The organism is Exiguobacterium sp. KJ 601, from assembly GCF_027161185.1.
GTDB lineage: Bacteria > Bacillota > Bacilli > Exiguobacteriales > Exiguobacteriaceae > Exiguobacterium > Exiguobacterium profundum.
The window spans coordinates 1,718,552-1,732,188 of sequence record NZ_JADHZG010000001.1 but is presented as its reverse complement, the minus strand read 5'-3'; the positions used below and the strand labels follow the sequence as shown (position 1 = coordinate 1,732,188).

General features: G+C 46.2%; 11 protein-coding genes and 1 other annotated feature. Of the genes, 9 read left to right on the top strand and 2 right to left on the bottom strand.

Annotation, left to right across the window (positions count from 1 at the left end):
* Nucleotides 1-7 precede the first annotated feature (7 nt).
* The 4 genes from IRJ25_RS08910 (at nt 8) to IRJ25_RS08895 (ending at nt 5,656) form a co-directional block, all read left to right on the top strand.
* The gene (locus tag IRJ25_RS08910; protein ID WP_074037436.1) at nt 8-967 is read left to right on the top strand and encodes a beta-ketoacyl-ACP synthase III; all 960 of its coding nucleotides are present in this window, start codon (nt 8-10) and stop codon (nt 965-967) included.
* Nucleotides 964-2,196, top strand: coding sequence for a beta-ketoacyl-ACP synthase II (gene fabF / locus IRJ25_RS08905; protein WP_074037435.1), 1,233 nt, complete (start codon nt 964-966; stop codon nt 2,194-2,196). Before IRJ25_RS08910 ends, fabF begins: the two co-directional genes overlap by 4 nt.
* A 66-nt stretch (nt 2,197-2,262) precedes the next feature.
* Nucleotides 2,263-3,795: a peptide ABC transporter substrate-binding protein gene (locus tag IRJ25_RS08900; protein WP_269318122.1), complete on the top strand. Its 1,533-nt coding sequence runs from the start codon at nt 2,263-2,265 to the stop codon at nt 3,793-3,795.
* A gap of 202 nt (nt 3,796-3,997) precedes the next feature.
* A complete protein-coding gene (locus tag IRJ25_RS08895) occupies nt 3,998-5,656 on the top strand; it encodes a peptide ABC transporter substrate-binding protein (RefSeq protein ID WP_269318121.1) in 1,659 nt (552 codons plus the stop codon).
* 104 nt (nt 5,657-5,760) lie between these two features.
* Here IRJ25_RS08895 and trpS read toward each other — a convergent pair whose 3' ends face one another.
* Together trpS and IRJ25_RS08885 are read right to left on the bottom strand one after the other, a co-directional pair.
* The gene (trpS, locus tag IRJ25_RS08890; protein WP_074037431.1) at nt 5,761-6,762 is read right to left on the bottom strand and encodes a tryptophan--tRNA ligase; all 1,002 of its coding nucleotides are present in this window, start codon (nt 6,760-6,762) and stop codon (nt 5,761-5,763) included.
* A 50-nt stretch (nt 6,763-6,812) separates the two neighbouring features.
* Nucleotides 6,813-7,021 (bottom strand) — a binding site (T-box leader).
* A gap of 42 nt (nt 7,022-7,063) precedes the next feature.
* Complete coding sequence (locus tag IRJ25_RS08885) at nt 7,064-7,432, bottom strand: DUF3899 domain-containing protein (RefSeq protein ID WP_159562017.1); 369 nt, start codon at nt 7,430-7,432, stop codon at nt 7,064-7,066.
* 269 nt (nt 7,433-7,701) lie between these two features.
* On the opposite strand from IRJ25_RS08885, the gene IRJ25_RS08880 reads away from it, so the two are divergent.
* The 5 genes from IRJ25_RS08880 (at nt 7,702) to IRJ25_RS08860 (ending at nt 13,626) form a co-directional block, all read left to right on the top strand.
* Complete coding sequence (locus IRJ25_RS08880) at nt 7,702-9,321, top strand: peptide ABC transporter substrate-binding protein (protein WP_269318120.1); 1,620 nt, start codon at nt 7,702-7,704, stop codon at nt 9,319-9,321.
* A 306-nt stretch (nt 9,322-9,627) separates the two neighbouring features.
* On the top strand, nt 9,628-10,554 hold the full coding sequence (gene opp3b / locus IRJ25_RS08875) for an oligopeptide ABC transporter permease (RefSeq protein WP_074037427.1): 927 nt from the start codon (nt 9,628-9,630) through the stop codon (nt 10,552-10,554).
* Complete coding sequence (opp3C, locus tag IRJ25_RS08870) at nt 10,554-11,579, top strand: oligopeptide ABC transporter permease (RefSeq protein WP_074037425.1); 1,026 nt, start codon at nt 10,554-10,556, stop codon at nt 11,577-11,579. Before opp3b ends, opp3C begins: the two co-directional genes overlap by 1 nt.
* A 23-nt stretch (nt 11,580-11,602) precedes the next feature.
* Nucleotides 11,603-12,676: an ABC transporter ATP-binding protein gene (locus IRJ25_RS08865; protein WP_015881213.1), complete on the top strand. Its 1,074-nt coding sequence runs from the start codon at nt 11,603-11,605 to the stop codon at nt 12,674-12,676.
* The gene (locus IRJ25_RS08860; protein ID WP_074037423.1) at nt 12,676-13,626 is read left to right on the top strand and encodes an ABC transporter ATP-binding protein; all 951 of its coding nucleotides are present in this window, start codon (nt 12,676-12,678) and stop codon (nt 13,624-13,626) included. Before IRJ25_RS08865 ends, IRJ25_RS08860 begins: the two co-directional genes overlap by 1 nt.
* Nucleotides 13,627-13,637: the final 11 nt, after the last annotated feature.

Genomic DNA, 13,637 nt, shown 5'->3' with positions numbered 1-13,637 from the left:
CGACGATATGAATATTGGAATCATCGGCATCGGATCGTTCTTACCGGACAATCGGGTGACAAATATCGATTTAGAAAAACGAATGGATACGAGCGATGAGTGGATTCGTACTCGTACAGGCATCGAGGCACGTCATTTGGCTGAAGGAGATGTGACAGTCGCAGATATGGCGACACGCGCTGCTGAACGGGCGTTACAGAGTGCGGGCGTCACGATCGACGACATTGAAGCCATCGTTTGTGCGACAGCAACGGCGCCAGCCTTCCCGGCAACTGCATGTGTGGTTCAGGCGAATCTTGGCGCGAAAGCCGCCGTGGCGTTCGATGTGAGCGCGGCATGTAGCGGTTTCATCTTCGCAATGGACACGGCGAAGAGTCTCATGGATTCAAAAGGATTTAAAAAGACGCTCGTCATCGGCGCAGAGAAGATGGGAAGTCTGATTGATTGGGATGATCGATCGACGGCTGTCCTTTTCGGAGATGGGGCAGGGGCTGTCGTGCTCGGGGAAGACGATATCGCTTCAATTGACTCACTTGTGCTCGGAAGTGACGGGACAGGTGGCAAACATCTGTATGAAAATGAAGAAGGTAAAATCGTCATGAACGGTCGTGAAGTCTTCAAATTTGCCGTTCGGAAGATGCCCGAAATCGTGCTTGAGGCGCTGGACAAAGCCGATAAGACGTTGGAAGACCTTGACGTCCTCGTTCCACACCAGGCGAACCGTCGAATCATCGACGCTGCGATGGAACGTTTACACTTAGAAGAAGAGAAAGTTGTCATGACCATTCAAGACCATGCGAATACATCAGCAGCTTCCATTCCACTCGCATTGGCCGAGGCGGTCAAGTCTGGCAAAATCCAAGATGGACAAACGGTCGTCATCGCAGGATTTGGTGCTGGGCTCACGTGGGGGGCTAGTTGCCTGACATGGAATCACGCAACCATTACGGAGGGGAATCATTTATGAAACGAGTAGTAGTGACAGGATTAGGAGTCGTATCACCATTAGGAAACGATGTCTCAACAATGTGGGATCGCCTGTTAAAAGGGGATAACGCGATTGATACGTTGACGAAGATTGACATCAGTCAATATCCGGCCAAGGTCGGGGCGGAAGTGAAGGAATGGAACATCGATCATTTAGTCGAACCGAAGGAAGCGCGTAAGATGGATTCCTTCATCCAATATTCTTTACTTGCGGCAGACGCTGCCCATAAAGACAGCGGACTCGATGTGAAAGCAATCGCGGACGATGTCGGGATTTGGATCGGGAGCGGAATTGGTGGCGTCGAGACGATTGACAAACAGTCGGCCATCTTGCATGACCGTGGACCACGTCGCGTCAGCCCGTTCTTCATTCCGATGATGATTCCGAACATGGCGAGCGGACAAGTATCTATCTATCTTGGAGCAAAAGGACCGAGCAACTGTTCCGTGACGGCTTGTGCGTCAGGGACGAACTCAATCGGTGAAGCGTTCCGTGTCATTCAACGTGGAGATGCCATCGCTATGTTCGCAGGTGGAGCGGAAGCGCCAATCACACCACTCTCATTCGCAGGATTCTGTTCGAACAAAGCTCTATCTACGAATCCAGACCCGAACACGGCCTGCCGTCCGTTCGATGAGAATCGCGACGGGTTCGTCATGGGTGAAGGAGCCGGGGTGCTCGTTTTAGAAGAATATGAGCACGCATTGGCACGCGGGGCAAAAATGTACGCTGAAGTCGTCGGATATGGAATGAGTTCGGATGCATACCATATCACAGCACCGTCACCAGAAGCTGAGGGCGGATCAAAAGCGATGAGTGAGGCGATTCGTGACGCTGGAATCACGCCAGAAGATGTTCAATACATCAACGCGCATGGAACGAGTACACCGCTCAACGATATGCTCGAGACGAAAGCGATTCGTCGAGTGTTCGGGGAACACGCTGACAAGCTCGCCGTCAACTCATCAAAATCGATGATTGGTCATCTTCTCGGTGGTGCAGGTGGCGTCGAGGCCGTCATCACAGCATTATCGATTCACGAAGGCAAGATTCATCCAACGATTAACTGCGAATCACCAGCAGCAGACTGTGATTTGGATTATGTACGTGAAGGAAATCGGGAACTTGACATTCGTTATGCACTCAGTAACTCACTCGGCTTCGGGGGCCACAATGCGACACTCGCATTTGCAAAAGTGATGAACTGACGGTAGAAAAAACACACAAAAAAGGTTAGGGTATAAGGGTTGGTCTAATAGAAAGGAGTGCAACGAATGAAAAAGAAATCATTCATCGTGGCCGCCTTGTTAGGTTCAGTCCTTATCCTTTTTTTATCTATTTGGAACGAACAACGAGAGCAGTCACGCAAACTAGTATCAGTAGAAGAACAACAATTGACGATTTACGGGGAGTCACTTCCGACTCAGCCGGATGTCATGCTAGCAATCGATCCGTCATCTCAAACAATCCTGTCCCATCTCTATGAAGGCCTGTATCGATTCGGAGCAGACGGGTCCATCGAACCAGCGCTCGTTGAGAAGTTAGAGAGATCCGAAGATGGAACGGTCTATACATTCACATTAAAAGAGAGTGTGACGACAGAAGGGAATGCGATTGACGCGCAAACATTCGTCGATCACTTCCAAAAACTCGTGGACGTTGATACGAATTCACCGTTCAGCTTCTTACTAGCAGATGTTCAATCCGCAAAAGAAATCGGACTTGGCCAACAAGAACCGGATACGCTAGGGGTCAAGGCAATCGATGACCGGACGCTCGAGTTGACTCTTGTCCGTCCGATGGAAGGGTTCGAACAGATTTTGGCGATGCCCGCATTTTTACCTCAACCAAATGTGGAAGCATGGGAAGAGCTAGAGACGAACGGTCCATTTAAAATCAAGGCAATCGAAGATACGACCATCTCGTTACATAAAAATGAAACGTACCGAGAAGCTAAACAGGTCACGCTTGAAACGATTACCATTAATAGTGAAGCGAACTTGACGGAAGCGACAGGGATGCAACCCGTCCCATACGATTTTGACGTTTCCACGATTGATGAGGAAATTTTGAACGTACAGGACGTTCCACGAAGTGGAGTCTTTTATTTAAAGCCGAATGTTAAAAAAGCCCCGTTTAATGATGTAGCGTTCCGACAAGCCATCGCATTGACGCTTGAGCGGTCGGAAATCGAGGATTCACTCGCGCGAGCGGAACAGACGACAGAACGATTACTCGTCATCGACCAAGAGGATGCGATCGCACAATTAGAAGGAAACGCCGACCAATTGTTTGACACCGTGAAGAAACGGCTGAAGAAAGATGAACTCGAAATCGAGCTGCTCAGCTTTGTCGATGACGAAGCGCGTCAAATCTCCGCAAAATTAAAGAAGAATTTGGAACAGTTGGATGGTTTGACCGTTAACATTATCGAGCTCCCCTTAGGAGAAAAAGTTAGGAAAGAAGTCTCAGGGGATTATGCATTTTCTCTATCAGGCTGGCAACCGGACTATCCGATGTTATCCGCCTATTTGACTCAATTTGAAACAAACGATGTCCTCAATTCGAGTCGATATGCTAGCGAATCGTATGATCAATTGATGGATCAGGCTCGCTCAACGGATCGGTTGGAAGAACGAAATGAAATCTTCCGAGAAGCGGAGGCACAGCTGTTAGAAGAGGCTGTTGTTATGCCAATCTATCAAGCTGGACGCTCTTATGTGATCGAAAAAGGTTACGACCATATCGGATATCCGGTCACCGGTCCTTCATATGTCCTAACCTTTGCAAAAAAATACGAAAATTGAGCTAAAAGCCCACCACTGTAGGCGGGCTTTTAGACTATAGATAAAATTTTTTAGAAAAATCAAAATAAACACTTTGCAAAATTATCAGAATATTGTATTATTGCATCAACGGGATTTTGGTAACAAATACTGTCAGAAGAAATGACTGAATTTTCTACCATCATTCACTTCGTTAAAACGAAAAAATCAGGGGGTCATCGCAATGAATAAGAAAAAAGGTTTTGCTTTAGCATCATCGGTTACACTTCTATCAAGTGCATTCCTAGCTGCATGTTCGACAGGGGATGAAGACACAGGGTCTTCAAACGGATCAGGTTCGGAAGGTTCTGCAGATGAAGCGCAAGTCCTCAACTTGCTCGATTCTTCAGATATTCCTTCACTTAACCCGACACTCGCAACAGATGCTGTATCGTTCAACGTATTGAACAACGTTAACGAAGGTCTCTACCGCATGGACGAAGAAGACAACCCGACTGAGGGGATGGCTGAATCTCACGACGTTTCAGAAGACGGGAAAACGTACACGTTCAAAATCCGTGAAGGCGCGACTTGGTCAAACGGGGAGCCTGTCACAGCGAATGACTTCGAATACGCTTGGAAAGAAGTACTCAACCCAGATAACGCATCACAATATGCATACGTTATGTCAATCATCGAAGGCGCAGAAGCGTACAACACAGGTGAAGGCGAGCGCGATGCTGTAGGCGTTAAAGCAATCGACGATCAAACACTTGAAGTTAAATTGACAGCACCAGCTGACTACTTCCTCGGATTGACTAGCTTCGGCGTATTCATGCCAAAACTCGAGTCATTCGATAAAGAGCAAGGCGAGAACTTCGGTACATCTGCAGAGACGACTCTCTACAACGGACCGTTCAAACTCGACAGCTGGGAACGCGAACAAGGCTGGAAGATGGTCAAGAACGAAGACTATTGGGATGCTGACACAGTTAAACTTGAAGAAATCAACGTCAAAGTCGTTAAAGAAGTATCAACAGGTGTTAACTTGTATGAAAATGGTGACGTGGACCGTACAGGCTTGACTTCTGAACTCGTTGCTCAATACCAAGACAACGAAGACTTCTCAACTGTTGTTGAACCAACAATCTTCTACCTCCAGTTCAACACGAAAGTGAAAGAACTCGACAACCAAAAAATCCGTAACGCGATTGACCGCGCTTATGACAAAACAGCGATCTCAGAAACACTTCTTGCGAACGGTTCAATCCCTGCAAACTTCTTCGTACCAAAAGACTTCGTAACAGGTCCAGACGGAAAAGACTTCCGTGAAGGCAATGGCGACATCGGTGGCTACAACGTAGAAGAAGCACAAAAACTTTGGGAAGAAGGGCTCAAAGAGCTCGGAACAGACAAAGTTGAACTTGAACTTCTCAACTACGACTCAGAGTCTGCGAAGCAAATCGGTGAGTTCATCAAAGGTGAACTTGAGAAGAACCTTCCAGGTATGAGCGTTTCAATCAAGCAACAACCATTCAACAACAAACTTGACCTTGAAAACAAAGGGGACTTCGAGTTTACGTTCGCTGGTTGGGGCCCTGACTATCAAGATCCAATGACATTCGTTGATCTCTTCGTCACAGACGGACCATACAACCGTGGTAAATGGTCGAACGAAGAGTTCGATAAACTCATTGCTGATGCGAAAGCAAGCACAGACCCAGCTGAGCGTTGGAAGCAATTGCAAGATGCAGAGAAGATCGTTCTTGATGAGAACGCAATCTCACCAGTTTACCAACGTGGTTCAGCTCGCCTCACGAAGCCTTATGTTAAAGGAATCGTTGAGCACGCATTCGGTGCGGACTACTCTTACAAGTGGGCTTCAATCGAAGGAAAAGAATAATCAAATCATCTTTACGAAGAGAGACAGGGACGCCTGTCTCTCTTTTTTATGTAGATATTTGATACAAAAAAGAACGCTCAGCTGAGCGTTCTTTTTAACATCATTTATTTTTTCACTTTGGCACGCTTGCGACTGAGACCCATCGCTTTCTCGATTTTTGCGAGATTCTTGTTCGCGACGGCTTCAGCCTTCACGCGACCGGCATCAAGGATTTCATCGAGTTCTGGTGAATCAATCAACTCGTGATAACGCGTTTGAATTGGTTCAAGCAGGGCAACGACCGCTTCTGCCACATCCTGTTTAAATGTTCCGTAGTTCGAATTCTCATATTGCTTGACGAGGTCATCAATTGAAGTGCCGGTAGAGAGTGAATAAATTTCCAACAAGTTTGAAATCCCTGGTTTGTTCTCCCGATCGAATGAGATGACACCACTCGAATCTGTGACGGCACTCTTGATTTTCTTGCGAATGACATTCGGCTCATCGAGCATCGAGATATATCCTTTGGCATTCGTATCCGATTTAGACATCTTCTTCACGGGATTCGTGAGAGACATGATCCGAGCGCCTTCTTTTTGAATGAGTGGTTCCGGCATCGTGAATGTCTCGTAATAACGTTTGTTAAAGCGTTCCGCCAAGTCACGAGTAAGTTCGATGTGTTGCTTTTGGTCGTCTCCGACTGGAACGAGTTCCGTATTGTATAACAAAATATCAGAAGCCATGAGCGTCGGGTAGACGAACAACCCTGCGCCTACATTCTCGCTGCCTTGCGACTTGTCTTTATACTGCGTCATACGACCGAGCTCACCCATGCCGGCGATACAAGTTAACATCCAACCGAGTTGAGCGTGTGCTTTTACTTCAGACTGTACGAAAATCGTCGCTTTCTCCGGGTCGAGACCGGACGCGAGATAAAGTGCTGCTAATTTTCGCGTGTTGTTCATGAGCTCGACACGGTCGAGTTGAACAGTAATTGAATGTAAATCGACGATACAATAATAGGCATTGTTGTCGTCTTGTAGGTCGACGAATTGTTTCATCGCGCCAAGGTAGTTCCCGAGCGTCACGACGCCGGTCGGTTTGATTCCTGAAAAAATCGTTGCCATGTGAATACACCTCCGAAAAATATAAAAAACCGCAGTCGTCCTCCCGAATAAATCGGGACGAATAACCGCGGTGCCACCCAAATTTGCATATACTATGCCACTTGAACGCGTTAACGGGCGTGAACCGTCTCCCCATACTTTTTGTTCAGGCGAGCCACTCCGAAGTCCATTCATTCAATAACTTTTCATCTACTCACAGCACCGTAGACTCTCTGAGGAAAAGGGGAATTGAATTACTTGTCTTCATCCAAGTGTTCTTATTCTGCATCTAGTTTAGCACAGGATTCAAGTGACGAAAAGATTAAATCAAAGCGACGAGAAATGAGAGAGCGATACTTCCAACTCCGACATACACCCAGTTCCAAGCCGATTGTTTACGGAGTTGTCGATCTTCCGGTTCTTCTTCCTCATCTTCTTCATAGTCCGCGTCAATTTCTTTCAACTTTGCACGTCGATTACGCTTAAATCCGTACATGATTCCGTCAAATAGACCTGTTGCACTCATATGGGAGAACATCCCGATGGCAAATATCAGAATACCTGAAACGAACAAGCCGCCACTCAAATGAAACGTGAAGGACTCAGTTCGGAAATAGGAAAAAATTGACCACACCGTATAGAAAAGTGTGACAATCCCCCAAACAATCAATATATTTCGAAACTTTTTCAACGATGTAATCTCCTTTCGAGCGTTAGAGGGAATGCATCAACATTCCGTGTTTCTTCTATGATACTAGGAAGGTGGGGCAGAAAGCGAGTAAGAATGTTAAATCAAATGAGAGCGTTTTATTCAATAGTTGACAGTTATATTAAAAATTTCTTACAATAGCCCTAACGTTCTTTCGTCGAATACTTTATGAAATATTCAGAAAATTAAAGAAAAAGTAAGATGTTTATTCGACGATCGGCTAGTTTTTTAAAACGAAAGGGGAAATCGCAATGAAGAAAAAATCGATTTTGCTCATGATGACAATCATCTTGGCACTCGGTTCAGTTCTCGCAGCTTGTTCGACAGGCGGAGACTCTGATGGCGGCGGTTCTTCTTCAAACGGAGAGAAAGTTCTTCGTTTGACGGATACGTCAGATATCACAACAGCCGATCCGGCTCTTGCTACAGACGCGGTCGCATTCAACTTGATCGCCAACACAATGGAAGGTCTTTACCGTCTTGATAAAGATGGAAATGCCGTCCCGGCACTTGCTGAAGGCGAACCAGAAGTAAACGAAGACGAAACGGTTTACACGTTCAAACTTCGTGATGCTGAATGGTCAAACGGGGAACCGGTCACAGCAAACGACTTTGTTTACGCTTGGCAACGAGCTGTTGATCCTGCAACAGGCTCACAGTACGCATACATCATGAACACAGTTAAAAACGCTGAAGCAATCAACACTGGTGACACACCAAAAGAAGAGCTTGGCGTAAAAGCAATCGATGAGAAGACACTCGAAGTTACACTCGAGCGTCCAGACCCATCATTCCTTTCACTTACTTCGTTCGGTACATTCACTCCGATCAACGAAGCATTCGCTAAAGAAAAAGGTGAAGACTTCACGACTGGTCCTGAAAACCTTCTTTATAACGGACCGTTCACATGGACTAAATGGGATCGTGAACAAGGCTATGTCTTAACGAAAAACGAATCATATTGGGATGCAGAAAATGTTGCTCTCGACTCTGTTGATGTGAAAGTTGTTAAAGAAACATCTACAGTCGTCAACTTGTATGAAGCGGGCGATGTCGACTATGCTGGTCTCGCATCAGAGCAAGTCGCAGCATTCCAAGAGGATGAAGATTACAACACAGGTCTTCGTTCTGCAGTTGGTTACTTCAAGTTTAACCATGAAGATGAACTTTTCTCTGATGTAAATGCACGTAAAGCAATCGCACGTGCAGTCGACCCATCAGGAATTATCGATCAGCTCTTGAACAATGGTTCAGTAGCAACGACGTCATTCATCCCGAAAGACTTCATCAAGTATGAAGACGGAACGGATTATACAGAAGGCGTGGAATACTTCAAAACAAACACTGAAGAAGCTGCTTCACTTTGGGAAGAAGTAACCGGTGGAGAAGCAACAACAATCGAACTCCTCTCGTTCGACAGTGAAGTATCGAAACAAATCTCTGAGTACATGAAAGGTCAAATCGAGTCGAACTTGCCGAACGTAACGGTTGAGATCGCACAACAACCTTTCAACAACAAACTTGAGCGTGAAGCAAAAGGGGACTACCAAATGTCATTCGCACTTTGGGGACCTGACTACCAAGATCCGCTTACGAACCTTGGTATCTTCACTTCAGACAATGGACAAAACGACATCAACTACTCGTCATCTGAGTATGACAAGTTGATTGATGAAGCATCTGCTGAAACAAGTATCGATGCACGTTACGACTTGTTCAAAGAAGCTGAAGCCCTCTTGATTGAACAAGATCAAGCAATCATGCCTATCTACCAAGCTGGTGTGGCATACTTGATCCGTCCAAACGTCGAGAACTTCAACCGTCAATTATTTGGTGCTGATTACCAGTACAAATACGTTGATATTAAGTAATGGAAGGAGGGGGCATGCTAACCGCATGTCCCCAATTTTCTAAAAAATTCTAGCGAAGTATGAGAAAATACTGTTCAAATGTTTTGTTGGTAAAGTATAATGTAGTAACAGTGAAAATTCAGAATAATCTCTGAAAAGAATTTTCTTTATTTTCAGTCGCTGTACTAAGAGCCTTGAGATGACGTATAAGCTATTCTTTCAGAAAATTCCTTTCATTTTGTGAATTTGAAAAATAGGTCATATGTCATAGTGAAGCTGTTGGTGCAAGTAGTAGAAAGAATTAGACAAAACAGGGGGTTTTTATTCATGGGACGTTATATCCTACAACGGCTGACTTACGGCCTCATCACGTTCTTCTTGATTGCCACGTTCACGTTCTTCCTGATGGACCTGCTCCCAGGTTCGCCTTATCAGAACCAGGAAAAACTGACAGAATCACAAATTCAATTGTTGAATGACCGCTACGGACTCAATGATCCGCTTCCGGTCCGCTATGCGACGTACATTGGAAACATGCTACAAGGTGACCTTGGCGTATCGTTCCGTACGGCTAACCGTCCAGTAACTGAGTTGATTATGGAACGAATTGGTCCATCGGCACAATTAGGGGTTCAGGCATTAGTACTTGGAACTCTATTAGGTGTATTGTTGGGTGTTGTTGCGGCGATTCGTCACAATACGGCAATTGACTATGGTTCAATGTTCGTATCGGTAATCGGGATTTCCGTCCCATCATTCGTCTTTGCAGCCCTCCTTCAGTACTATGTTGGAGTTAAATTACAGTTGCTTCCGGTAGCATTCTGGGAATCTCCAGCTCATACGATCTTACCAACCATCTCGTTATCGCTCGGGGTTACGGCAGCAATTGCCCGTTTCGTCCGAACCGAGATGTTAGAAGTAACCGGACAAGACTATGTCACGCTCGCGAAAGCGAAAGGGTTGACGGGTAACGCCATCGTATGGAAACACATGGTACGTAACGCGATGATCCCAGCGATCACGATTCTTGGACCGATGACAGCTGGACTTTTAACGGGTACATTCGTTATCGAGAAAATTTTCGCAGTACCTGGTCTTGGAGAATTGTTCGTTACGTCAATCACGTTGAATGATTACTCTGTCATCATGGGCACGACACTCTTCTTCTCGGCCCTCTTCATTATTATCATTTTACTTGTCGACTTGCTCTATGGGGTTGTGGACCCACGTATTCGTCTTGGGGGGAATAACTGATGATTGAAAACAAAAAGAATTACGAACAGTTCGACCAAGACATGTTCACACCAGTTGAAATGAATGAACAGCTTGGTGAGCGGATTGCCGGAAAAAGTTTGAACTTTTGGCAAGATGCATGGATGCGCCTAAAGAAAAACAAGGCGGCTATCATCTCGCTCTCGATTATTTTAATTCTCGTCGCACTCGCTTTGTTTGGACCGATGCTCTCAAGCCGAGATGCATACGAACAGAACATCTCGCAAGCAAAACTACCGCCTAAAGTCACTGGACTTGAATGGGCTGGATTTGATGGGTTGGCAACACTTGGAGGTCGTGAAATCGACTTCTACGAACAGAAGAATGTAGAAGAAAACTTCTGGTTTGGTACCGATTATCTCGGTCGTGATCTTTGGTCGCGGATTTGGGAAGGGACACGAATCTCCCTCTTTATCGGTTTAGTCGCAGCCATCATCGATACAATCATTGGAGTTGCATACGGTGGTATTTCAGCTTACTTCGGTGGACGTACGGATAACATCATGCAACGTATTGTTGAAATCTTGACAGGTGTACCTAACTTGATTTTGATCATCTTGTTCATCTTGATCTTTGACCCAGGTGTCTTCACCATCATCCTTGCCATGGCCATCACCGGTTGGATTGGGATGAGTCGACTCGTTCGAGGTCAGATTCTCAAACTCAAAAACCAAGAGTTCGTCTTGGCAGCTCGTACACTCGGTGCTTCAAGTGGACGCTTGATTTTCAAACATTTAATTCCGAACACATTGGGTGCCATTATCATCACACTCATGTTCACGATTCCATCTGCCATCTTCTTCGAGGCATTCCTCAGCTTTATCGGAATCGGGCTTCAACCACCACAGGCATCACTTGGTACGTTGATCAACGATGGATACAAAGAACTACGGACTTTCCCGTTCCTTCTTATTATCCCGTCTATCATCATCGTCTTGCTCATGGTCAGCTTCAACTTGCTTGCCGATGGCTTGCGTGATGCGTTCGATCCGAAAATGCGTAAATAAAAAAGAAAGAGGGGGACTCGTGCATGGAAACGATTTTATCAGTCCGAGACTTAGAGGTCTCGTTCCACACATATGCAGGAACAGTTCAGGCTGTTCGTGGTGTTTCGTTTGATTTGAAAAAAGGCGAGACGCTCGCCATCGTAGGAGAATCGGGTTCAGGTAAATCCGTTACTTCGAAGGCAATTATGCGTCTCATTCCGAACCCTCCAGGTGAAATCACGAACGGAGAAATCATGTTCGAAGGAAAAGACTTGGCGAAACTTTCGGAAAAAGAAATGCTTAAAATTCGTGGTCGCGACATCGCAATGATTTTCCAAGACCCGATGACATCGCTCAACCCGACGATGACGATTTACAAGCAAATCGCAGAAGGGTTGAAACAGCACCAAGGGTTAACGGGTGAGGATGCGAAGAAACGTACGCTCGAACTGTTGACACTTGTAGGGATTCCAAACCCTGAAGCACGCTTGAAACAGTATCCACACCAACTTTCTGGTGGGATGCGACAACGGATCGTTATTGCGATCGCACTCGCATGTAACCCAAAAGTGTTGATTGCCGATGAACCGACAACAGCACTCGACGTAACGATTCAAGCGCAGATTCTTGAACTGTTAAAAGACATTCAGCAAAAGACCGGCACAGCGATCATCTTCATCACGCACGACCTTGGTGTTGTTGCGAACATGGCTGACCGTGTTGCTGTTATGTATGCGGGACGTCTCGTTGAAAAAGGAACGGTTGATGAGATTTTCTATGAGCCACGTCACCCATACACATGGGGACTTCTCGGTTCGATGCCGCGTCCGACAGATGACCGCAATGAAGCGTTACCGGCAATCCCGGGTACGCCTCCAAACTTGCTCGATCCTCCAAAAGGGGATGCATTCGCACCGCGTAATCCATACGCGATGAAGATTGATTTTGAGAAAGAGCCACCGATGTTCCAAGTAAGTGATACACACTTCGCTTCGAGTTGGTTGTTACATCCGCAAGCGCCAGCGGTGAACCCGCCACGCGCGATTCGTGAACTCGCTCTCAAATATCGTCCAGACAGTGCGTTCGCAAAATCGTTTACGAAAGGTGGTGCTGAATAATGGAACGCGAGAAATTACTCGAGGTAAAAAACCTGAAGCAGCACTTTAAAATTGGTCGTGGCCGCGTTGTCAAAGCGGTCGACGGGATTTCATTTGATATTTACAAAGGTGAAGTGCTTGGACTCGTAGGTGAGTCTGGTTGTGGGAAGTCAACGACAGGACGTACGATTATCGGTCTCTACGACGCGACGGATGGCGATGTCGTGTTCAAAGGCGAAAACGTCCACGAAAAAAAATCGAAGGCAGACAAGTTGAAATTCAACCGTGCGATGCAAATGATTTTCCAAGATCCATACGCTTCGCTCAATCCGCGTATGACAGTCGCCGATATCATCGCAGAAGGAATCGATATTCACGGTCTTGCGAAGACGAAAGAAGACCGCATGAACCGCGTATATGACCTTCTTGAAACAGTTGGTTTGACGAAAGAGCACGCGAGCCGTTATCCACATGAATTCTCAGGTGGTCAGCGTCAGCGTATCGGGATTGCCCGTGCTCTTGCGGTTGAACCGGACTTCATCATCGCCGATGAGCCGATTTCTGCACTTGACGTTTCGATTCAAGCGCAGGTCGTCAACTTGATGAAAGAATTGCAACGCGATCGCGATTTGACGTATTTGTTCATCGCTCACGATTTATCGATGGTTAAATACATCTCTGACCGTATCGGTGTTATGTATCAAGGTCACCTCGTAGAGCTTGCAACAGCAGATCGCCTTTATGAGAACCCAATTCATGCCTATACGAAATCGCTCCTTTCAGCGATTCCGCTTCCAGACCCAGAGCATGAGCGTACACGTAAACGGATCGTATATGAATCGACATCGAAAGGTCCAGTCGGACGTTCAGATGAAGATTCAAGTATCCCGCCACTTCGCGAAGTTGAGCCGGGGCACTATGTCTCGCTCACAGACGAAGAGTACGAAGCGTATAAAGCGCAACTCGTATAACGAAATCAATC